We start from the raw sequence: 23760 nt of genomic DNA, 5'->3' as shown, positions 1-23760 counted from the left end.
CTCTGCCTTAATAAAGGAAATAACGCTGCGCCATTGGCAATTCATGCGCCGGCTCGCACGTCAATAAAACACCGTCAGCGCGCACTTCATAGGTTTCCGGGTTAACCTCGATATCAGGGCAATGGCTGTTATGCACCATATCAGCCTTTGAGATATCGCGTGTATGACTAACTGGCAGGGTCGCCTTGGCAAGGCCCAGTTGCGATTTGATTCCCATTGCCTGTGCTGCATCACTAACGAATGTAACTGCTGACTGTTCAACCGAACGGCCAAGGCTGGCAAACATTGGGCGTGTGTAAACCGGTTGCGGTGTTGGGATGGATGCATTTGGGTCGCCCATTTGTGCCACCGCGATACTTCCCCCCAATAAGACCATTTCCGGTTTCACCCCAAAGAAGGCAGGCTTCCACAAAACCAAGTCGGCCCGCTTGCCAACGGCAATTGAGCCAATATGGTTTGAGATGCCATGAGCGATTGCCGGATTAATCGTATATTTGGCGATATAGCGTTTCACACGGATATTGTCATTTTCACCGGTTTCCTCGGGCAAACGTCCCCGCTGTATTTTCATCTTATGCGCGGTTTGCCATGTCCGAATTATAACCTCGCCAACACGTCCCATCGCCTGACTGTCCGAGGCAATGATCGAAAACGCGCCCATATCATGCAGAATATCCTCAGCCGCGATCGTCTCACGCCGAATACGACTTTCGGCAAAGGCCACATCCTCGGGAATCGATTTATCCAGATGGTGACAGACCATCAGCATATCGAGATGTTCTTCCAGCGTGTTGACGGTATAGGGGCGCGTCGGATTGGTTGATGACGGAATGACAAATTGCTCGCCACAAATTTTGATAATATCAGGTGCGTGACCACCGCCAGCCCCTTCGGTATGGAACGCATGAATGACCCGCTGTTTCATCGCTTTGACAGTGTTTTCAACAAAGCCACTTTCGTTAAGCGTGTCGGTATGGATCATCACCTGAACATCCATTGCATCAGCAACCGATAAGCACGTGTCAATCGCCGCTGGTGTGGTGCCCCAATCTTCATGCAGTTTCAACGCACAGGCCCCACCGATAACCTGTTCTTCGAGTGCCGCCGGCAGTGATGCGTTTCCCTTGCCAGCAAAGGCGAGATTCATCGCAAGGCCATCGGCCGCTTGCAGCATCCGGCCAATATGCCAGCTGCCTGGTGTGCAAGTGGTCGCCAAAGTGCCATGCGCCGGACCCGTTCCGCCGCCAAGCATCGTCGTAAGACCCGAATGGAGCGCATCATCTATCTGTTGCGGACAAATGAAATGAATGTGACTGTCAAACCCGCCCGCAGTTAGGATATGCCCCTCGGCCGCAATTGCTTCCGTTCCGGGGCCAATGATAATATCAACATCTGGCTGGGTGTCAGGGTTGCCAGCCTTGCCAATGGCGCAGATCCGCCCGTCCTTTATCCCGATATCTGCCTTATAAATGCCTGCCACATCAATGACCAGCGCGTTGGTAATCACCGTATCAACCGCGCCATCTGCACGGGTTACCTGTGACTGGCCCATGCCATCACGGATGACTTTACCACCGCCAAATTTCACCTCTTCACCATAATGCGTCAGATCGCGCTCAACCTCGATAATCAAGTCAGTATCAGCCAAACGCACCTGATCGCCAGTGGTTGGCCCATACATATCAGCGTAAATATTGCGGGACATTGTTTTTGGCATTTATAGATCTCCCATTATCTGTGCGTTAAAACCAAAGACCCGTCGCGCGCCAGCGATCGGGATCAGCTGAACGTCCCGTGTTTGCCCGGGTTCAAACCGAACAGCGGTTCCGGCGGCGATATCTAGTCGCATTCCACGCGCAATCTTGCGGTCAAAATCAAGCGCTGCATTGGTCTCGGCAAAATGATAGTGACTACCGATCTGTACCGGCCTATCGCCAGTATTTGCCACAGTCAGGGTGATGGCTTCGCGCCCTTCATTCAGGATGATATCGCCAGCGGCAACAATAATTTCTCCGGGTATCATGGGATGTCCTTTTGTCTTGGGGTTTGCCTCAGCGGATCGGGTGATGCACGGTTACCAGCTTGGTGCCGTCGGGAAAGGTTGCTTCGACCTGCACGTCATGAATCATCGCGGCGATGCCCGGCATACAATCAGCCTCGCGCACCACATGCGCGCCAGCCTCCATTAAATCCGCAACGCTGCGGCCATCACGCGCACCTTCGACAACAAAATCGGTAATCAGCGCAATCGCTTCGGGATAGTTCAATTTGACCCCACGTTGCAGCCGCCCTCTGGCAACCATAGCGGCCACGCTAACCAACAATTTGTCTTTTTCACGGGGGGTTAATTTCATTGGTAAAATCTCCTTGTGACCTGAACGCGCAGTCTTATCAAAATAAATAGGGGCCGGTTAATTCCAAACACGCGGGTTCGCAATTTGGCGGAAATGCTCGATGAATTGTGCCAAGAATTTTCTCAGCCTTGCCGTGTCATTAGAAAGGCTGCGGATAACAAGCTTGCCGTTCCATGCAGAAACCGCGGCGTCAACATCGGCAACATTATTGAAAAATTCTCGCACTGCTTCTGCATTGGTTTCGGCATCCGTGCCGATATATATTGTCGTGGCAAAGCAGACATTTCCAGCTGCGCTGGCCTTGCGGTGTAGTTTTTGGTGAATCTGGCCATCAAGACGGAATGCTTCAGCATGGATTAACCTGCCGTCGCGCCATATCCGCCACTGATCGCATATGCTGGCCTGGCGCACGGTTTCTTGCATTGCAGTCCGGCCAAAAACCATCATTTCGCTGGCAAGAAAGCTGGCACTCTCATCCATCTGAACATCCAGATGACGGGCGAATCGAGCCCCATCAAATATTATTGTTTCCTGCGGCAGCCAATGAAGCGTGGCCGCGCCAGTGACCGTCATATTGACACGCATTTCGGCATTTTGCGGACCTAATGCGCGATAAACCCGTTCGGCAGTTTGCGTTGAAACGGTCAGATGCGTATCACCGTCAGCGCCAAGCCTAACGTCAAATTCATCCCCGCCCGTTAACCCGCCAGCAGTGTTCACCAGAACCGCCTCAATTGTCTGCGCATAGGTTTTCGGCATGAATATTTTGGCCGAGCCCGATTGGTAAAACCGCTCGACCTTGCCAGATTTCATGACAAGATCAATGGTGCCACGAGCACGCTGCAAAGCTGGCTGTTCAATATTCGCAGTTACTGGCACCTTGGAACACCTAATGATAAATTTAATTTACATCTGTTCATATTAGGTTTTTTGCTTCGATAAACAACCTCACCGGACTTTGTAAAGTTAAACAAATTTCGAGTGCTTAAAAACCCAGTTTAAAAACAGGGTTTTTTGCGGGTCCGTGTGACGGCGATTTTGATCTACCCCGACAGGGCAAAAGTTTACGTGCCATAAATCCGGTCGCCAGCATCACCCAAGCCGGGCAATATATAGCCCTTCTCGTTAAGCTGCCGGTCAAGTGCTGCGGTAAAGATTGGCACATCAGGATGTGCTTCGCGTAATCGTTCGACTCCCTCGGGCGCCGCCAGAAGACACATAAAGACAATATCTTTGACCCCATGGTCACGCAGAATATCGATTGCAGCAACGGTGCTTCCGGCTGTTGCCAACATCGGATCAGCAAGAATAACCTGCCGCGCAGAAATATCACTTGGCAGTTTGGTATAATATTTTTCTGGCTGTAAGGTCTGATCATTTCTTGCCATGCCTAGATGCCCAACGGATGCCTCTGGAAGAATGTTCAGCAAGGCTTCAGTCAAGCCGTTACCGGCACGCAAGATCGAAACCAGACAAGGGTTTGGAGCTTTCAGTTGATAACAGTCAGCAACCTCAAGCGGCGTCTCGATACGCAAGGGAACCAAATCCAAATGCTGCGTAACCGCAAAGGTCATTAAATAGGCAACTTCCCGCAAAGTCTGTCGGAACAGGGGTGATTTCGTCTCCTTGTTGCGCAGAACAGACATCTTATGCGCAATGAGCGGATGTTCAACAATATGGAAGCGGCTCATCTCTTCACCTTTGTGAAAATAAGTTCGATTCTCGTCATTTCTAGTCGCGTCAGCATGATCTCATGCAATGATTATCCGTATATATATCTATGGAATCATTGGCTATATTATTTTTCCTAACCAATTTATTGACCGATACTAACAATCGCCAGATAGTGATAGACCAGTAATATCACGGCGAAGTCAAGTGTGCGATCGTTGTGGGCGCGGTGCAAAAATATTTCCACTCTGCTGAAAATATAGACGTATCTTTTTTCAGTGGTCCAGATACGGTCCTGCAAAGTTAAGGGCAAAATAATGAACCAGTCGAATAACCATCTTGAGCTGATTGACCTTGAAAAGCGCTATGGGGACACCGTCGCCGTGCGGGGGATTAATCTATCGCTCTCAGAAAACACATATTGTTGTCTTTTGGGGCCGTCAGGATGCGGTAAGACTTCGTTGCTGCGGATGATTGCCGGACATGAGGACATTACCAGTGGCGCTGTTTTTCTGGACAATCTGGATATATCAAACGAAACACCAGCAGCGCGGAGCACATCGATGATGTTCCAAAGCTACGCGCTGTTCCCGCATCTAAAAGTGATCGACAATGTCGCTTTTGCGTTGAAGATCATGGGGGTTGGCAAGACCGAACGTCATGCGCGCGCCATGGAGCTTCTTGAAAGTGTCCAGCTCCATACGATGTCGCAACGCTATCCCAGCCAATTATCAGGCGGTCAGCAGCAGCGGGTGGCGCTTGCGAGGGCGTTAATCACCAAGCCAAAACTGTTACTGCTCGATGAGCCTCTATCGGCACTTGATCCTTTTTTGCGCATTGAAATGCGGTCGGAATTAAAGCTGTTGCAACGTCAGCTTGGCATTACCTTTGTTCATGTGACGCACAGCCAAGAAGAAGCAATGGCATTGGCTGACGTGATTCTGGTGATGAATGACGGCAAGGTCGAACAGAAGGGCTCGCCAATCGAAATATTCACCAAGCCTCGCAATGCCTTCGTTGCACGTTTCATTGGCGGGCATAATGTTATTGAGGGTGAGGGGCGGCCAATATCAATCCGAGAGGATCGGATAAAGGTGACACCGGGGGGCACTGGCGAGGTGACGGGTGTAGAGTTTTTAGGATCAGTGGTGCGCTTGAAGGTCAAGTCAGACCGCGGCCTCCTTACTGTTGTTCAGTCAGATATGGAATTTACCAAGACGAAGTTTGATTTAGGGGATCAGGTGAAAACCAGCTGGTTAAAAAAGGACCAGCTACAACTAGAAGCATAGGAAAGGAACAAAACTATGGCTAAGCAAATTGACAGACGATCACTTCTTAAAACGGCCGGTGCCACTGCCGCCCTTGCCGGGTTTGGCCTCAGTGCACCAGCAGTCCATTCTGCCAATGAAAAAATTGTCCGCTATCTCGGTACCGCAACGACAATGGGAAGCGAGATTGACAAGAAGCTTTTCGAAGATACGGGCATTACGGTGAAATATATTCCCGTAACAACTGATGAGGTTACGAAGCGGGTTTTGACCCAGCCAAACAGCTTTGACATTGTTGACACTGAGTATTTTAGCCTACCAAAGCTGGTGCCGTCAGGGAATATCCTTGGAATGGACTCAAAGCGGATTAAGGAATTCGACAATATTAGTACGACCCATACGCTTGGTCAAATCGGCGGCAAGACAATTGGTGATCAGGGCACAGCGCCAAAAAAGGTTTTCTATCTGAAAGATGAAAAATCGAGTGAGTTCTCATCTGAGCCAACCCGCTGGGCAACGCTGATCCCGACTGTGTTCAATGCTGATACACTCGGCATTCGCCCTGATCTTATCAAGCGCCCAATCAACACCTGGGCAGAACTTTTGAACCCGGAATTCAAAGGCAAAGCATCAATTCTGAACATTCCGTCAATTGGGATTATGGATGCAGCAATGGTTGTCGAGTCGATGGGCGAATATCAATATCCTGACAAAGGTAACATGACACGCGATGAAATTGATCTGACAATCAAGATTCTAATCGAAGCGAAAAAGGCCGGCCAGTTCCGCGCCCTTTGGTCTGATTTCAACGAAAGCGTAAACCTGATGGCATCAGGCGAAGTCGTGATCCAGTCTATGTGGTCACCTGCGATTACCGCCGTGCGGACGCAAGGCATCCCATGCGTCTATCAGCCGCTGAAAGAGGGCTATCGTGCATGGGCAGTTGGCTTTGCATTATCTGCTGCGACCAAAGGCTACCAGGCTGATGTTTGTTATGAATTTATTAACTGGTATCTGTCAGGTTTTGTTGGTGGTTATCTCAACCGTCAGGGCTATTACTCAGCCGTCCCGTCAACTGCCAAGCAGTATATGGAAGATTATGAGTGGGATTACTGGATGCTTGGCAAAGCGGCGGCCAAGGACATCAAAGCCCCTGATGGCAAAAAGCTGGCAAGTGCTGGTGAAGTAAGAGACGGCGGGTCATTCGTTGAGCGTATGGGCGGCGTTGCCTGCTGGAATGCCACTATGGACGAGAATAGATATATGGTTCGCAAATGGAATGAATTCGTAGCGGCCTAAAGCATATTAATATAATCTGCGGCAGCCATTACCGTTGCCGCAGATTTTTTTGGGGGGGGGTAAAATGTTGGATGTAAAAAAACACAGCGCAACAATTCTGTCGCTTCCCTTTGCATTTGTTATTTTTACCTTTTTCATTGTCCCACTCTGCCTCGTCGTTATGGTTAGCTTTTGGGATTACAATTCCTATTCGATTATTCCCGATTTTATTTTTACAAATTACCAAGATATTTTTTACGGCTGCGTCAAGAGCCTGCCGGATTTATGCACATCCTTTGCAACCTATATCTCAAGCTTGAAATTCGTTTTTATTACATGGTTGATTACCCTGCTCACCGGATTTCTTGTCGCGCTGTTTTTGTCTTTTTGTGTGTCTAGTTTACAAATGCAGATTGTTTTATTTCTGCTCTGCACAATCCCATTCTGGACCTCGAATGTCATCCGGATGATTTCTTGGATTCCGTTACTGGGACGCAATGGTCTGGTGAACTCGACAATGCAGAATATTGGTCTGACGGACGCGCCTGCCGAATGGCTTCTCTATTCTGAATTTTCCGTCATTCTGGCATTTATACATCTTTACACGCTGTTCATGGTGGTGCCGATTTTCAACTCGATGATGCGCATCGATCGCTCGCTGATAGAGGCTGCGCATGATGCTGGCGCCAGCAGTTTTCAGACATTGACCAATATTATTATTCCGCTCAGCCGTCCCGGTATCATAATCGGATCAATCTTTGTGATCACCATTGTGATGGGTGATTTTATTACTATTGGTGTCATGGGCGGACAGCAGATTCCATCGGTTGGCAAAATTATCAATGTGGAAATGACCTATCTACAATTTCCGGCGGCGGCGGCAAATGCAGTGATCCTGATCATCACAACTTTGATGATTATTTTTGCAATGACAAAACTCGTCGATATTCGAAAAGAGTTATAGATGTTTGGTCGCGGTTTCAAATTATCTCTTGGCATCTTTTTTACCCTGTTCATTTTGTTCCTGTATGGACCAACTATATCGATCTTGGTGTTGTCATTTCAGGGGCCAAATGGCGGCCTGACATTTCCGATGCGCGGCTTTTCAACCTTTTGGTTTGAATCGCTGTTTGATGGCGTCGGGGTAATCGATATCTGGGGTGCGTTTGGCCGGTCGATTCGCCTTGGCCTTGTTGTCATGGTTCTAACAGTGGTTTTAAGCCTGATGGCAGGGATGGCTTTCCGCAAACGCTTTCCGCTCTCAAGCTTTTTATTCTATGCCACCGTTTCATCGCTGATCGTGCCGTCAATCGTCATCAGCCTTGGGGTAGCGCTTGAATTTCGGATCATTGATGATGCTGTCAAGGCGATTGGCGGTGACATGAATATCCAGTGGGTGATTGATGATTTCCGCACCACGATGGGGCTGTTCAGCTCCGGGCTTGGTGCCCAGCTAACCTGGACATTGCCATTTGGGTTATTGATCATGTTTGCTGTTTTCAACCGGTTTGACCCGTCTTATGAAGAAGCGGCGCGCGATCTTGGCGCTGGACCTTGGCAGACGTTCCGTGAGGCTGTGCTGCCGATCATTGCGCCATCATTAATTGGTGTTGCGCTTTTTGGGTTCACGCTTAGCTATGATGAATTGGCGCGATCATCACAGGCAATTGGCGGGCTGAACACACTGCCGCTTGAATTGCGCGGCCTGACCACGACGGTAACTGACCCGACGATTTACGCGCTTGGCACATTAACCACTGCAGTCAGTTTTTTGGCGATCAGCATATTTTTGATTTTATTCACCCTGCTGCGGCGGCGAACCGCCAAGGCACCGCGGCCGGAAACCCCTGCACCATGACCCGTGTTGCTTTTATCAATCCGAACTCGACAATTGCGATGACCACAAGCTGTGCGCGGTCATTTGCCGCCCAGCTTCCCAAAGATTATGACGTTGAAGCGATTACCAACCATCAGGCGCCAGCTGCGATTCAAGGCCCTGAAGATGGCGATTCTGCCGTTCCGGGAGTGCTTGATATCATTTCCAACGGCAATTTTGATGCCTATGTAATTGCCTGTTTTGATGATACCGGATTGGCCGAGGCGCGGGCACTGACAAAAAAGCCTGTTATTGGCATTGGTCAGGCATCGTTTCATTTGGCGGCATTGTCATCGGCGCGGTTTTCAGTGCTGACCACCTTGGCAGTGTCAGTTCCGGTGATCGCCGAAAATATCAGGGCGCAAGGATTTGGCCTGATTTGTGATGGCGTTTATGCCAGCGGCGTTCCGGTTCTTGATCTTGAGACTGCGCCTGACAAATCACGCGAAATCATTTCGTCACATTTGCACAAAATGGCCCTAGAATATCCCAATAATGCTGTGGTTCTTGGCTGTGCTGGCATGACCAATATTTGGCATAAATTACAGCCGGATCATCAGATTACCCTGATTGATCCAGTGGCAGCCGCGGCAAAATTAATCCCTGTGCTTGTCTAACCGCTTGTTCGGTTGACGACATCAGCCACATCTCCTGATCTCCACAGCCGCACGCGAGCGTTGTTACCTTGGCGCGCCTTGCTTTATGGACTGGGTATGTTGCCTTTCAGTTTTCAATCTGGACTTAATTAGTCATTTCCCTTTTGAACGGTTGCGGGTTTTAAAAATTCATCGCCTATTTAACTGCGCAGAATAAACGCCGGTTTTATCTTTTAACTTCGGGGATTAACCCGCGCGGCGCAAAACGCAGCGTTAACAACAGGACCAGCCCCATAGTTATGAGGCGCGTATGCGCTGCATTTTCGATTAGATGCAGTCGCAGCCAATGGGCTGGTTCCATGCCCGAGGTCAGCAAGGTGATAAGCCAAAGGCCAATTGGTTCAGCCTCGATCCAGAAGAACCAGACAACAAAACCGCCCAGAACCGCGCCCCAGTTATTACCCGAGCCGCCAACAATCACCATCACCCAAATCAGAAAGGTGAACCGGAGTGGCTGATAACTTGTCGGGGTGAATTGCCCATCAAGCGTTACCAGCATCGCACCGGCAATGCCAATGACTGCCGATCCTAAAACAAACACCTGCAAATGCCGCGCGGTAACACTCTTGCCCATCGCATTTGCCGCGACCTCGTTGTCGCGGATTGCGCGCATCATCCGCCCCCACGGTCCACGCAGGGCGCTTTCCGAGAGCCAAATTATGGTTAGTAAAACAATGAGGAAAAGGCCTGCATAACATAGCTTTACCAGCAAGGATGAAGCCTCGACAATTGACAGGTTAAACTGCGTAATGATTTCTTGAAACCACGCTGCCTCTTGCAGATCCACTTCATAGGGAACCGGCCGCGGCAAGCCGTTCACATTCTTTACACCGCGTGTAAGCCAATCTTCAAATTTCAGCACATAAAGAATTATTTCCGAAATACCCAGCGTAGCGATAGCCAGATAATCTGAACGAAGGCCAAGCGCGATCTTGCCAACAACCCACGCCGCTGCAGCCGCAAACAAGCCGCCAACGAACCATGACAGGATAATCGGCAAGCCAAGCCCACCAAGGTAACCGGTCATGGCTGGATCAACCGCCTCAATCGCGGCGACCGATGGATCAATCGCCAGACGCATCAGACTATAGCCAACAACAATAACGAGGCCGATCAGCCAATAGCGTTTCCTGCCGTGTGACCGAGCCCGTTTCCAGAGATAGATGTTGGCACAAATCGTCACAAAGCCGATCACCAAACCCAGACCTATCCCGCCCCCGCCAGCAGCCCAAGCAGCCGGTACCGGGTCCATCGACACAAGCACTGCAGCCAGTCCACCAAGTGCAGCGAACCCCATAACCCCGGCATTAAACAATCCAGCATAGCCCCATTGGATATTCACCCCCAGCGACATGATCGCAGAAATCAGGCACATGTTTAGGAGTGAAAACGCCAAATTCCAGCTTTGCACAAACCCGACAAAACTCAGCATTAATGCCATGATGCAAGCGAGCGCCAGATTGCGCCAATGGGCTGGCCATCCCGCGGGCAAACGAAATATACGGTGGCGCGCAGGCGTGTTTTCTGATGGCCTGTTCATAATGACTTTCCACTAAAAATGCCGGTTGGTTTTACCAGTAGCACCACAACCAATATCATAAAGGAGACTGCAAATTTATAATCAGTAGATAATATCTGTAAAAGCCCATCGCCAAAAAACCCGTCACCAAATAAATAGGCGGCCACTTTTTTATAGGCAAAAGTGAGCAGTAATTCGGAAAAGGCAATGACAAAACCACCGACAATTGCCCCAATTGGATTACCAACACCGCCAACGATTGCAGCGGCAAAGATAGGGAGAACAAGATGCAAATAAACTAGCGGTTTGTAGCTTTTATCAAGTCCATATAAGGTGCCGGCAATCGCCGCTAGCCCCGCTGTAATAACCCAAGTGATGCTGACAACACGATCCGGGCTTATGCCGGATAAAAGCGCCAGATCCTGATTATCGGCATAGGCACGCATTGATTTGCCGGTGCGCGTCCGGTTTAAAAACCAGAATATAGCGGCTACCACAATGACGGCAGTAATCACCGTAATGGCCTGCGATGATTTGATTGCCAAGCCTTCGGACAAGCCGCTTATTTCCTTAAATGCGCGGGCCTTCAGCAGAAACCGGTCGCCATCATTGAAATTTCGATCATCTGGCCCAATGATGAAACGTATCCCCCCCCCAATCACGAACATCACCCCAATTGAAACGATCAAATAGGTGACTGAGCTTGCCCGTTGATGGCGATAAAAGCGAAACACCAGCCGGTCCAATAATAGGCACAAACCAATCGCGCCTAGAATGCCAAAGGGCAGTGCCAAAAGGGCCGTTGGTAACGGTGAAATCGACAAGCCGATAGATTGCAGCCAATAGGTTGCCAAAATGGTACACATGGCACCGAAAGACATAATCTCACCATGGCTAAAATTTGAAAAATTCAGCACCGCATATACCATCGTCACACCAAGCGCACCAAGGGCAAGCTGGCTGCCATAGGCAAGGCCGGGAACCAGAATGAAATTCGCCAAAAGCACCAGTGGATTTAATAGCGTTTCCATTGATCAGCCCCCCAAAAATGCCTTACGAACGTCGGCATTGCGCAGCAAAGCCGTGCCACTGTCGGTATAGCGATTTTCGCCTTGCACCAGCACAAAGCCCTTATCAGCAATGGCAAGAGCCTGTTTGGCATTCTGTTCAACCATCAAAACAGCAATGCCAGTGCGTGCCACCTCGATAATGCGATCAAACAATTCGTCCATCACAATTGGTGAGACGCCAGCGGTTGGTTCATCAAGCATTAGCAGCTTTGGTTCTGTCATCAACGCACGACCAACAGCCACCTGTTGCCGCTGTCCACCGGATAATTCACCGGCGCACTGGTGACGCTTTTCCTTTAACACCGGAAACAGCTCGTAGATCTGCTCCATGATGCCAGCGATCGGGCCGGTATTGATAAAGGCGCCCATCTCAAGGTTTTCTTCAACCGTCATAGAGGTAAAAACATTGTGGGTTTGTGGGACAAAGGCCATGCCTTTTTTCACCCGTTCAAATGGCGCGAGTGCGGTTATATCCTCACCACCAATTGATATTTTGCCACTCCGGAGATTTAACATGCCAAAAATGGCTTTCATCGCAGTGGATTTGCCGGCGCCGTTTGGACCAACAACAACCGCAATGTCGCCAAGGTCAACACGAATGGAACAGCCGTTCAAAATATCTGTGCCGCCATAGCCGCCAACCATATTTTCACCAATCAGAAATGTCATTACGGGCGGTCTCTATCTTTGCGTGTCTGGTTTTTTAGGCCTGTGCCAAGATAGGCGTCGATGACATCTTCATTTGCCTGAACTTGGGCTGCGCTCCCTTTGGCCAACACTCTGCCTTGTGCCATCACGATCACTGGATCACACATGCGCGCAATAAATTGCATATCATGCTCAATCATGCAGAACGTGTACCCAAGTTCTTTGTTAAGGCGCAAAATTGCATCGCCAATCTGGTGCAAAAGCGTCCGGTTCACACCAGCGCCCACCTCATCTAGAAACACAATCTTGGCGTCTGTCATCATGGTTCGACCCAGTTCAAGAAGCTTTTTTTGCCCCCCCGATAGGTTGCCAGCATATTCATCGGCAAGATGGGAGATTTGCAAAAACGCAATCACGTCATTGGCACGCTGACGGTTTGCGGCTTCTTCGGTACGGACTTTTTTTGGTAAAAGCCAGATATCAATCAGGCGTTCGCCGGACTGGTTGGGCGGAACCATCATTAGATTCTCCCGAACTGTCAGTGACGAAAATTCATGCGCCAGCTGGAAGGTGCGCAACAGGCCTTTGTGAAATAATTCATGGGGCGCCGCACCGGTGATATCCTGTCCATCCAGAACAATTCGGCCAGTATTGGGCTTGTAAAGACCGGCGATTACGTTGAAAAGCGTCGTTTTTCCGGCGCCATTTGGCCCAATCAAGCCAGTAATTGAACCGGTTTCGATAGACAAGCTAACATTATCAACAGCCTTGATGCCGCCAAAATGCATGCTGACATTTTGAACAGATAGCATGGATCAGCTTTCAAATAAGGCCCCAAACGCATGTTCAGGGCCGTATTTTTGGTTAATGACTAGCGATAACGAACGGGGGTGATTTTCTGATCTTTGACAATGATCTCTTGGAAAGAGCCAGCAGACTCACCCGGGCCAATCAACTCGACATCCGTCGCGCCGGCATAATCCACATCACCGCCAGAGGCGAGGATTTTCAGAGCCTTTGCCAATTCGCCCGGATAAATTTTTTCGCCAGGTGCATTCGCAACATCAGTAATCTTCGTTTTGAATTTGGTGCTGTCAGAAGACGAGGATGCCTGCATGGCAAGGATCATCAATGCCGCTGCATCATATGATTGTGGCGCATAAGGCCCCGGCTTAAAGCCAGCCGCCGAAGCCAGACCATTGAATTTTGCTGCACCCAGGCTGTCTGTGCCCGGCAAAGTGCCATATGAACCGTTCAAATCCTTACCGATTGCAGCTGGAAGGCTGTCGCCAATCATGCCATCAGGTAGAACAAAAACATCAAATGCACCGGCGTCAATTGACGCCTGAATAACGCCCTTACCACCTTGATCAAGATAACCGGCGACAATCAACACATCACCGCCAGCCTGCGCCAATGCGGCAACCTCAGCGCCATAATCACCCTTACCATCCTCATGCGAGGCCGAGATCGTGACTTTACCGCCCAAACCCTCAAAATTGCTCTGGATGCTGGCCGCAAGACCCTTGCCATAGTCATTATTTGTATAGCTGATGGCTGCCGATTTCACGCCCTTCTCTTTGAGGATTTCCGCTAGCACCTGACCTTGACGTGCATCTGATGGTGAAGTCCGGAAAAATAGCCCATTATCTTCAACCGTGGACAGCGCCGGTGAGGTAGCTGACGGTGAAATCATAACCACGCCTTTTGCAAGCGCAACATTTTGCAAAACCGCTGTGGTCACACCTGAACAGTCGGCACCCATAATGGCACTGACACCATCTGCGGTGATCAGCCGTTCTGCGGTTGCGGTTGCTGCTGCCGCATCAACACAAGTTGAGTCACCACGAACAGAGATGATTTTCGAGCCTCCCATGAAAGCACCGCTGTCACTGGCTTCTTTCATCGCCAATTCAGCACCGCTGGCCATATCCGGTGTCAGGGACTCGATAGGTCCGGTGAAACCGAGAAGCACGCCGATTTTTACATTGTCAGCAAACGCTGGTGTTGCCAGCAAAGCGCTGGTCACCAACAAAGCGAAAGTTTTCTTCATAGTATCCACCCCTAGAAGTTTTCAATCAAAATAGTTTTAAATTTTCAAATGAAACACCGGTTAAAGCGAACCGATCCCGACGGGATCATTTGAAACTCAAAAGCGCCAAGCAAGCGAAGTAAAATACCCTACTTCCCTCAGCTCAATCAAGCTGGCAAATCACGCAAAGCCTGACGAGCTTTTTGAACCGCATGTTTGGCAGACGCACCCAAGACATCGCCCTCGAATATCCGCCACCTCCCAAATAATGACATAAATGCCCCGAATGACAACTGATCTGTAAACCTCTGCCAATTCTTCTTATGAGCGCCTTTCGATTTTCTCTGTCATTGCTGTCATTGCTGTCACCCATTAAAAAGATCACCAATAATACATCACATATAGGCATTGGCTTTACCTAGACACATTTATATGCATTGAAGTGATCCGTTAGATCGTGCGGTACATGCCGGCCATAATAGGAGATACCATCACGATAACGCACCTAACTTGCCGCATAGGTGTTGCTCATTTTGTTGCACACCAATTCAACCGCAGACAGTTAACCTGTTGCAATTCGATTGGTTACACCAAGTGAAACATCAAAGATGGTGCCGGATGAGGATGCTGTTTGCCTCACTTAGGCACCATTATCAATGGAACTGCACGAACACAGTCAGTTTATGTGTCATAAATTTGCTGTCAACACGCACAGATGTTTCTCAGTTTGTTTCACACCTATGGGGCGGCGTGATCCGTCCCCCTGCCACACGTATATATACATAGACAATTACACAGATCAGTATTTGACACTCTAAACCACTATCACTTGTCTTTTAGGTCATTTGAATGGGTCACTAACATGCGCAGTTACAATGCATCACAAACAGGCCGTGCATGACTCACAAAGGCTCACTGACAGCCTTTGGCATCACTCTGAATCACGGATACCGGACACATACAATAGAGCCTGTATGAGGCTTATACGGAGTCATTGCCGAAGGCGTATTAGGCATACAAGTGAGGTACGTATGGATAGGTACGTGTATTAAGCTACGCAGTAATTACACTTAAGTGATACATCTAAATGTACATTTAAATGCATTAGCAAAGATAATATGGTTCTGATCGTTAGGGAAGAATCTATTACTATTATTTAGTGTAGTAGTACCCTACAGTACCGTTGTTATGCTTGTGATTTGAAATTTCTAAAACATTATTCAAAGCTATAAATGGTATCCCCAGGAAAAATAAAAAACTGATTTCCCAAATGGAACATTATCGTGATATTAAAAGTAAATTTTACTAGTAAATGAAATACAGTTTTAAACAGCACTAAGAATGTAAAGCGGGATCCTATGCAAGATACTGACGAAATTGATTTATTGGAATTTTTCCAAACCATTTGGGATGGCAAATTCAAAATCGCTCGTGTCATTGTAATAGCTGTTTTGGGCGTTGTAGGTTTCTTTCTTACCCAACCAGCACCTTCTTTCATCGCAAAAACAGAAGTAAAGCCAATTACCTCTGATATGGTTAATCGATATCAGATATCGAACTCTATTGGTTTTTTTGAGGTTAGCGCTGCTAACCTGCGAGGGCTATTCATAGAGCAGCTTGATGCCAGACTTCTATTTGAAGACGCTTTTCGAAAGTACGCTGTTTTAGACAAAAATGATTACGAAACAGAAACAGAGTTCAACAACGCTATCGTTGAACTTGCAGCAGAGATAAGTTTGCTACCCCCAATAAATGTTGATGGAACAGCTAAAGGCGAGAGCCGTAAGCATTGGGCAATAGAATTTGAGTTCAACGATGAAGAAAAATGGCTAAATGTCCTGGCTGATGTGAAAGCCAAAGCTAACCAAAATGTCAAAGAGCTTGTTAAAGCTGATTTCTCAACAACGCTAGCGGCTTCTCAAAAGAAGAAAGCATTTGAAATTGAAGATATATCCACAACGATTGACAATGCGTTGAGTGATTATGATCGCAAGGCTGACGATAGGTTGGCTTTTCTAAGGGAACAATCTGCTATAGCTCGCAAGCTTGGCGTTAAAAACAACACAATTGAAACGCAGAGCTTTGGTGGAAAGAATAGTGTTGTTACCAACGTTATAACGGATACGCCTTTTTACTTGCGAGGATATGAAGCAATTGAAAAGGAAATTGCGCTTATTGAGGCAAGAGAGAATAAAAAGGCATTTGTGAGCGGTTTGCTGGAGTTGGAGCAAAAGAGGCGAGGGTTAGAGCAAGACAAAACGCTTGAACGGGCTGAAACATTGTTTGCTGACACCCCTGTGATGAGAGGTGATGACTTTTCTGCTGTCGTAATAGCAGTTGCAGCAACAGAGTTTGAAAACAAAAGCAAACGGATGCTGATACTTGCTATGGCTGTTGTGCTGGGCGGTATGGTCGGTACTGGTTATGTGTTAATTGCGAATGCGATGCGGAAGCGTAATGAGAAAGCTGCTGTATAGCTGACACGCTTTTGTTCACCTGCTGGCAGATGACTAACTAAATTTCCCTACGGTAGATAGTAGCCCTGCCAGAATTAGCACCTCGCTTACCCTCTTGGACAGGCTATTGCGTAACCCAATGATACGAGCAATCATATTGAGAGGTATATGGCGGTTGATTAGGCTGTTGTTGTTTAGACGGTGAGGTGTTTGGGATGATGAGAGTCTTAACCTTGTTGGTATTCGGCTTGTATTTGGCAGGCGCCTCTCACGCCTTTGCAAATCCATCAATATTCTTCCACTGCAAAGGGTCTGGCGGAGAGTATCAGATTGTTTTTGAGCATGATGACGCCAAAAAAAACTTGGTCCAGCGGATTCAGGAACCAGACCTAATCGAACAAGGTAAGGTAGGCCGTGAAATTAAAACCATCCTCACGGAATTTGAAGTATCCAATGATTTTGTGAATTACATGAAAAACAAAAACAGATTTTCAATAAGCCGTTTGACAGGGAGAGTTCTTCGGGACAATCAAGATGTTCCACTGCAATGCATTGAAACTCCTACTGATCATTTTGCTACAAAAAGAGCGGAGGTTGAAACCGCAAAAACCACGACGACAGAATTCTGGTCTCCAACAACGGGTTATGGCGATACTAAATATGCCAAGCTAGGAATGCTTGCCACAGCAAATGATATATGTGCCGTGTTTTCCCATCCCTTTTTTGATTTTAGTTCAGATGAATATCACGCGTTGGATACCATGAACTCTGATTTTGATTGGGACGGCATCAATGTCGCTAGCATATGGATTGGCCAGAGGTTTCAAGAGAAAGGCATCCAATTAAGGCGTTTCTCGCTTATGGAGAACATTCATCGAGCAGCAAATGACAACCTAGCCGAATGCCTTGCTAAAAAAGAAATAGCATCACCCGGATTTTATAAAAAACTGACAAGGCACTTTCTGGGTAATCTGGGTTATCGTGGAGTAAAATGTATTGAGCAGCAATTTCGGATTGAACAGTTTGTTGACAATACTGGGAAGATAATTGAACGGAGAGTGCCACTTGATTCACAAAGCTGCATAGACTTTGATTACAATAGCGGTTCGTTGAATGGCTGGAACACTTCTACATTCACATTGATGCTCATTTGGAAAGAAGCGCACCCTGTTTTGAAGAGCATATTTGATAAGGGTGAACGGGTTTTAGTTGCGCGTATTGCAGAAACAGAAAGAAGGCGTGTGGCTGAAGCAGCTGCAGAACAGGCCCGAAAAGAGGCAGCAGAAGCAACTCGTTTGGAAGCTGCACAAGATTGGTCAGACTATCAAAATAGACAAAAAACGCTGATGGAGCAGGTGTATAATTTTGCGACGACAGGTTATCCAGAGGGATTAAAGAGACTACGATGGATTGAAGAACAGCCTTGCATTCTAACTGACGGCAACAGAAGAATTGATAACCGTTCCTTGAATATGACAGCGTTCAGAATTTATAGGGATTATGTTGGGTCAGCGTGGTACATGATTTCAACTGATATGAATGTGAAGTTCGCAACATCAGAAAAGATTCCAGTTGAGAGATTGCAAAATGCCTGGGGCCTCGCTTTCCAAGAGTGCCCTGGAAAAACTTCTGCATTTTAGTTTCAAACACCCTATTCCTCCTAATCTGTCACACACCCCATGAACATATAACCTACACACCCCCTGTGGTCAGGCATGGGTGTATGGCATGTAGCTGTTATTGATATTGAGATTGTTAAGGCACTGTAAGTGAACAGCTAGGTGTCATTAACAAGGATATGGATCTATCACCTACATTACTCACTTACCCTGTACTGATAACGATAACCATCAATAGGCTTATTCAATTACCCGAAGATTTCTGTGAGGTAGACAAAACGGTAGACAAATATGTGCCTGTTGACATGAACAAGCAGGTATTTGAATCTAGGCTATTGCTTGTATAACACTATAATTGGTGCATTTAAGTGGCACATAACCACCCTCATCCGGCACCACTTATTGTGTTCCAATTGAACTACTCAATTGATTTGCAAGCATATTATTTGCGGCAGTCAATGTTGGTAGACAATATGGTAGAGCCAAAGCCTCTATTGCGTTTTAGTGTGTTCTTAATAGCGCTTCTTGCATATTTAACAGCATCAGTTCCAGCCATGTCATATGAAGAACCAGAATACTCTATCGTCAAAAAGACTGATGTTTATGAGGTTCGTCAATACAAGCAACGGACGGTAGCAGAAGTTACATACGGGGAAGAGGATAGCGGTTTTAGAGTGCTGTTTGACTACATTTCAGGGGCCAACAAAGGCTCTAAAGAAGTTGAGATGACTATTCCAGTCACTCAATCCAAAGAAATAGACATGACTGCGCCAGTCACTCAATCCATGACTGATGGCAAAATGAGTATGAGGTTCTTTTTGCCTATGCAGTATTCAAAACAAAATGCACCAGAACCAAATGATGAAAGAGTTAGAATTATTGACCTGCCAGCGGAATATTTCGCTGTCATCTCATACTCAGGTTTTGCATCTGACGGTAACTTTGAAGAGCATTATACGAAATTGAAGTCTGCATTGGATAAGGACGGCATAGTCATCAAGGGGCCGCCAATTAAAGCTACCTATAATTCGCCTTTCACATTGCCTTTCCTAAGACGCAATGAGGCGATGTATCCATTAGAGTGGAATTAGCTTATCCATCCATTTGGCTTTGACATCCAATGGCTGTCCAAGACCATATCTCTGACCTACTCCAGTCGTTGTCCAGCCACCGATAATATCAATGATGTCTGATGGACATTCAACAGCACGAAGCCTATCCCTCATTGAATGTCTGAATGAATGGATAACACACCCTTCTGGCACTCTTGGCTTTAGCCACTTGTTTATAGCTGCTGAAGCAGAGTTGGCATTGCTAGATGAAGCACGATTATATCTGGGGAAGAGGAAATCACTTCCAGATGCACCCTCAATCGCCCCAGAAGCCGCCCACAGGGCTTCTCCGACCAATGGAACACATCTTTCACTACCTTTGGTTTTCAGCCTTCTCCACGGATGTGGGATGAGGTTTAGGTTCGGTATCTCATCATCCAGATTGATGTCTTTGACTGCTAGTCCAACAGCTTCTCCAAGCCTCATGCCAGTGTCACTCAATAGAGCCACAAGCCAGCGCATATCATCATCTATATGACGACAATCAGACTGTATGGCTCTGATACAGTCTATTGGAATGGGCAGTCTTCTCTGCCTGTCCTGTTCAGGCATGAAGGTGCGGGCAAAGGCATTACCGCAATCAAGGCCCTGTTCAATGATGGTTAGATTGATAATTGACCTGATGGTAGAGAAGTTGCGCTTGACCGATGCAATGGATAGTCCTTTTTCCAGCATGGCATCACGGAGTGCTGCCGCATCAGCAGATGAATAGCCATCAATGGGTCTGTCACCCAGATGTTTGATGACAACATCAACATTCCTTGAGGCACCACGGATGAAGGTTTTGTCCTTACCAACACCCTTCAACTTGATATAGGCATCCCTTGCTTCTGATAGAGTTGGTCCTTTCGTTAACTGACCATGACCGTTACTATCATGCACCAAATGCGCCGCAGGAAGTGGCATTGCACTCAATCTTAGCGACAACCAATAATCATGCAGCCTTTGAAGGATGGAATCACACATCCTCTTTGCACGGCTAGCTGACTTGGTTTTGAGGCAAATAACTATTCTGTAACGCTTGTAATGCTACCTGACATCAAATGGAATCTGCTTACTAAAATAGTAAACACCACGCTTTTGATAGAGATATGAGGCACAAGATTTGTCTACCATATTGTCTACCCATATTGACTGCTGCAAATAATATACTTGCAAATCAATTGAGTAGTTCAATTGGAACATAATAAGTGGTGCCGGATGAGAAAGGTGTATTCCTTTGTGAGGCACTCACTTGTACTGCTACATAAGCAATACAGCCATTTTACGGATAGGCGAGTCATCGTCAACAGGCACATTCTGTGCGTCAGTTTGTGCGGCAGTGAAAATCTTCTGGTAATGGAATAAGCCTATAGATGCTTATCGTTATCAGTACAGGGTAAGTGACACGTTTGTTGTTTGCATCTTGATGTAAATGATAAGCACAGCTTCCATAAATTAGGAGTCAGCAGATAAACAAATCAAGAAACCATAGGCTTTCAAGGTGATCTTTATTTAGCCGTTGCTATTCAATGTTGCTAAAATAATTCTCTCTTCTTTGATTAATTCATTGAATTTTTTTTCGCTTGCCTTCCGATATTCTCGCTTTTGAATATTGAAGGCCTCTTCTTCAACTACTTTTTGCAAATTGGAGAATTTATCGCCCTCTTTTTCGAGATACTTGCGTCGGGCTTCAGCAAAAATGGTGTTGATATTTTTTTTAAATTTAACAACCCTAATTCCAATCGTGACACAAAAATTTAAGCCAATCAGGAATAAGATTCCTCCTGCAAATAAACCCCAATAACCCTCTGATGCGTTCAGCATATCCTTTACGCTTAAGAACACAAATAATAGAGTTGTAATTGCAGCAACAAACAATGTGAACAGCACGCTGACCTCTAATCCCTTTGGTGGCTCTGCTAATCTGAATTCATTAATTAGAGCCTTAACTTCCATTTCTTGGAGATCTTTAAGATTATCGCGAGATGCATTTAAATTTTGCGCCAAAGTGTTAAGCCTCGCTATGGCTCCACTCGAAATATCGATAAGGCTCTCAACGCCTGCAGACTTGGCTGCTGACAACTCTGAATGGGAATTTGCTTGAATAGCTAGTTCAAGGATTGGTTTGGTCATTCTGATAACCTGCAAACGCTTTAAAGCCTCGAATGTCTTTTTGTGTTTACTTTCAGAAAGATCACCCAGTTCATCATTAATTATTTTTATGTCACTTTTGTCATGGTTTACATCAGACTTGTCATCGTCAGCATTTACAACAAGCGAATGAAGCGCTGATCCGTTCTTTGGCTCTAAACCAAGTTTTTCGATCATATTTTCAATGATTTTTTGATTCATTAGGCTGTTGCTCTTTTATTGATGGCAGTGCAAAAACATGCTGCAAAAACGTAAGCTGATCTCATTTAACAATCAAACTAAAAGTAAGTTTAGATTAAAGACTAAAATCTGTATGTTGGTTAACTCTTACTCTATCAATAACACCTACATGCCATGCCTGACCACAGGGGGTGTGTAGGTTATGTGTTCATGGAGTGTGTGACAGGAATAACAGAAATGACAAAGAAAATGGAAAGTCGTCTATGAGAAGAGTTGCCAGAGGTTTATAGATCAACTGTCATTCTTGTCATTTGTGTCATGCTCAAAGTGATAGTTATTGCTCTGGGGTGAGGATGATGCAGTATCTGTGGGTTTTGATTGTGACTGGACTAATCAGTCTAGGGCTTTGCTACCGAAAGACGTTTTTTCATGCGAAGCTTTTGAGTTGCTTCATCTGTGCCGTCATGATGTGTTCCAAGCCAAACATCTAATGGCACGTCCATGTTTCCATAATTGCAATCAAAATATTTATGGTGAAGCTGATGGTGAAAGTCAGCTGAATCTAGAATTTTGGTATCTTTGTTCAAGATCTTTTCAAATCCTGAATGGGTAAATGCTGGGTTCAAGGTTACCAAAACAAGGTGGATGATAACAATTACTGGATCAGTTGGGATGATAAAATGTATCAGTGGTGATGATTGGTAAATCACATTTTCAACTGGATGCATCGAAATTCCTGACCACGGCCCAGTATTTACATTTCTGTGGTGCGTAATGTGAACGTGTTTATAGAGAAAAGGGTGATGCAGAAGACGATGAATGAAATAAAAGTGGGTTCCACGGATTAGAGGAAAGCATAAAATCCAAGCAAAGAATTGAAGAGGATGCTCAGAGAATGGGGCAACGCTAATCCACTTATTTGCCATAGCGTGAAGGTACAGAACCTCATAACCAGTCCACACAGTTACTCCACTCGTAATGCTCCAGAACATATTGTCATAGACCTGATCGTTGAATTTAAAGCCTTTGTTGTTTGTTGCCATCTCCTTTTTAAGGAATTTGAACCTTTCTCCCTGTGCTTTTTGGACGTGTAAGTAAAGGTGCAACGATCCCGCAACCAAAAACAAAAGCGCCGTATTACGTAGGAAAACCAGAAGCACCCAGTCTACAGTTAGCTGCTTCATTGATTGGAGGCTTGGCGTCAGATATTGGTAAATCAAAAACCCTAAAATACTAAACATCAAGAAACGTGAGATGGTAATCCAGCGTCTTACCATCCAGTTAAAAATCTTTCCCAAATCAACAGGCCAATCAAATAGGGGATTGTACCTGATTGGCTCGTCAGGTCTGTAATTCCATGTCCTTCGATCTCTTGAGTTCTCAGCCATTCTCTTTTCCTTATGCCTCTCAATATGATTGCCCGTATTAGTGGGTTACGCAATAGCCTGTTAATGACTCAACAAGACTCACACAGAATCCCTAGCCATATTCAGGTACCCGTGACTCACTAAAACCATACGCCCCGTCAGTGAGTCTCTATGGCTGATTAAAATGGTTAACAGCTATTTCACCTAATCTGTCACACACTCCATGAACATATAACCTACACATCCCCTGTGGCCCATGCATGGGGGGTGTATGGCATTTAGGTGTTATTGATATTGGGATTGTTAAGACACTGTAAGTGAACAGCTAGGTGTCATTAACAAGGATATGTATCTATCACCTACATATCTCACTTACCCTGTACTGATAACGATAAGCATCTATAGGCTTATTCCATTACCAGAAGATTTTCACTGCCGCACAAACTGACGCACAGAATGTGCCTGTTGACGATGACTCGCCTATCCGTAAAATGGCTGTATTGCTTATGTAGCAGTACAAG

General features: G+C 46.5%; 21 protein-coding genes and 1 pseudogene. 8 read left to right on the top strand and 14 right to left on the bottom strand.

Annotated elements, in window-relative coordinates; genetic code table 11:
• Nucleotides 1-7: 7 nt before the first annotated feature.
• The 5 genes from ureC to upp all read right to left on the bottom strand — a co-directional run bounded on the left by ureC (nt 8) and on the right by upp (nt 4045).
• Nucleotides 8-1717 carry an urease subunit alpha gene (ureC, locus tag AB8881_07980; GenBank protein XDZ62486.1) on the bottom strand — a complete coding sequence of 570 codons (1710 nt, stop codon included), beginning with the start codon at nt 1715-1717 and terminating at the stop codon, nt 8-10.
• Nucleotides 1718-2023 (bottom strand): urease subunit beta, encoded by a 306-nt coding sequence (locus tag AB8881_07975; GenBank protein XDZ62485.1) that lies wholly within the window; start codon nt 2021-2023, stop codon nt 1718-1720. It abuts the gene before it with no gap.
• Between the two features lie 28 nt (nt 2024-2051).
• Nucleotides 2052-2354, bottom strand: coding sequence for an urease subunit gamma (locus AB8881_07970; GenBank protein ID XDZ62484.1), 303 nt, complete (start codon nt 2352-2354; stop codon nt 2052-2054).
• Nucleotides 2355-2411: 57 nt separating this feature from the next.
• Nucleotides 2412-3233, bottom strand: a complete 822-nt coding sequence (locus AB8881_07965) for an urease accessory protein UreD (GenBank protein ID XDZ62483.1) — start codon at nt 3231-3233, stop codon at nt 2412-2414.
• Nucleotides 3234-3418: 185 nt separating this feature from the next.
• Nucleotides 3419-4045 carry a uracil phosphoribosyltransferase gene (gene upp, locus AB8881_07960; protein XDZ62482.1) on the bottom strand — a complete coding sequence of 209 codons (627 nt, stop codon included), beginning with the start codon at nt 4043-4045 and terminating at the stop codon, nt 3419-3421.
• A gap of 297 nt (nt 4046-4342) precedes the next feature.
• On the opposite strand from upp, the gene AB8881_07955 reads away from it, so the two are divergent.
• The 5 genes from AB8881_07955 to AB8881_07935 all read left to right on the top strand — a co-directional run bounded on the left by AB8881_07955 (nt 4343) and on the right by AB8881_07935 (nt 9064).
• Entirely contained in the window at nt 4343-5314 is a 972-nt protein-coding gene (locus tag AB8881_07955; GenBank protein ID XDZ62481.1) for an ABC transporter ATP-binding protein, read from the top strand.
• Between the two features lie 15 nt (nt 5315-5329).
• Nucleotides 5330-6592: a PotD/PotF family extracellular solute-binding protein gene (locus tag AB8881_07950; GenBank protein XDZ62480.1), complete on the top strand. Its 1263-nt coding sequence runs from the start codon at nt 5330-5332 to the stop codon at nt 6590-6592.
• Between the two features lie 64 nt (nt 6593-6656).
• Nucleotides 6657-7535, top strand: coding sequence for an ABC transporter permease (locus AB8881_07945; protein XDZ62479.1), 879 nt, complete (start codon nt 6657-6659; stop codon nt 7533-7535).
• Nucleotides 7536-8429 (top strand): ABC transporter permease, encoded by an 894-nt coding sequence (locus tag AB8881_07940; protein XDZ62478.1) that lies wholly within the window; start codon nt 7536-7538, stop codon nt 8427-8429.
• The gene (locus tag AB8881_07935; protein ID XDZ62477.1) at nt 8426-9064 is read left to right on the top strand and encodes an aspartate/glutamate racemase family protein; all 639 of its coding nucleotides are present in this window, start codon (nt 8426-8428) and stop codon (nt 9062-9064) included. The genes AB8881_07940 and AB8881_07935 overlap by 4 nt, the downstream gene beginning before the upstream one ends.
• A gap of 205 nt (nt 9065-9269) precedes the next feature.
• Here AB8881_07935 and AB8881_07930 read toward each other — a convergent pair whose 3' ends face one another.
• From AB8881_07930 to AB8881_07910, 5 genes are all read right to left on the bottom strand, one after another.
• A complete protein-coding gene (locus tag AB8881_07930; GenBank protein ID XDZ64535.1) occupies nt 9270-10544 on the bottom strand; it encodes a branched-chain amino acid ABC transporter permease in 1275 nt (424 codons plus the stop codon).
• A gap of 95 nt (nt 10545-10639) precedes the next feature.
• Entirely contained in the window at nt 10640-11653 is a 1014-nt protein-coding gene (locus AB8881_07925) for a branched-chain amino acid ABC transporter permease (GenBank protein ID XDZ62476.1), read from the bottom strand.
• A gap of 3 nt (nt 11654-11656) precedes the next feature.
• On the bottom strand, nt 11657-12361 hold the full coding sequence (locus AB8881_07920; protein XDZ62475.1) for an ABC transporter ATP-binding protein: 705 nt from the start codon (nt 12359-12361) through the stop codon (nt 11657-11659).
• Entirely contained in the window at nt 12361-13152 is a 792-nt protein-coding gene (locus AB8881_07915) for an ABC transporter ATP-binding protein (protein ID XDZ62474.1), read from the bottom strand. Before AB8881_07915 ends, AB8881_07920 begins: the two co-directional genes overlap by 1 nt.
• Before the next feature lie 59 nt (nt 13153-13211).
• Entirely contained in the window at nt 13212-14393 is a 1182-nt protein-coding gene (locus tag AB8881_07910; protein ID XDZ62473.1) for an ABC transporter substrate-binding protein, read from the bottom strand.
• A 1337-nt stretch (nt 14394-15730) separates the two neighbouring features.
• Here AB8881_07910 and AB8881_07905 point away from each other — a divergent pair.
• The 3 genes from AB8881_07905 (at nt 15731) to AB8881_07895 (ending at nt 19538) form a co-directional block, all read left to right on the top strand.
• On the top strand, nt 15731-16849 hold the full coding sequence (locus AB8881_07905) for a hypothetical protein (GenBank protein XDZ62472.1): 1119 nt from the start codon (nt 15731-15733) through the stop codon (nt 16847-16849).
• Between the two features lie 194 nt (nt 16850-17043).
• Nucleotides 17044-18468, top strand: coding sequence for a hypothetical protein (locus AB8881_07900; GenBank protein ID XDZ62471.1), 1425 nt, complete (start codon nt 17044-17046; stop codon nt 18466-18468).
• 347 nt (nt 18469-18815) lie between these two features.
• Nucleotides 18816-19538: a heme-binding protein gene (locus AB8881_07895; protein ID XDZ62470.1), complete on the top strand. Its 723-nt coding sequence runs from the start codon at nt 18816-18818 to the stop codon at nt 19536-19538.
• Here the strand turns inward: AB8881_07895 and xerC are convergent.
• From xerC to AB8881_07875, 4 genes and pseudogenes are all read right to left on the bottom strand, one after another.
• Entirely contained in the window at nt 19524-20465 is a 942-nt protein-coding gene (xerC, locus tag AB8881_07890) for a tyrosine recombinase XerC (protein ID XDZ62469.1), read from the bottom strand. The two genes, AB8881_07895 and xerC, sit on opposite strands and share 15 nt — an antisense overlap.
• A 21-nt stretch (nt 20466-20486) precedes the next feature.
• Nucleotides 20487-20576: pseudogene (locus tag AB8881_07885) on the bottom strand (hypothetical protein).
• Between the two features lie 477 nt (nt 20577-21053).
• Nucleotides 21054-21893, bottom strand: coding sequence for a hypothetical protein (locus tag AB8881_07880; protein ID XDZ62468.1), 840 nt, complete (start codon nt 21891-21893; stop codon nt 21054-21056).
• A gap of 377 nt (nt 21894-22270) precedes the next feature.
• The gene (locus AB8881_07875) at nt 22271-23260 is read right to left on the bottom strand and encodes a sterol desaturase family protein (GenBank protein ID XDZ62467.1); all 990 of its coding nucleotides are present in this window, start codon (nt 23258-23260) and stop codon (nt 22271-22273) included.
• Nucleotides 23261-23760: the final 500 nt, after the last annotated feature.

The organism is Alphaproteobacteria bacterium LSUCC0396 (assembly GCA_041228345.1).
Lineage (GTDB): Bacteria > Pseudomonadota > Alphaproteobacteria > Puniceispirillales > Puniceispirillaceae > UBA3439.
This window is presented reverse-complemented; position numbering and strand designations above follow the sequence as displayed.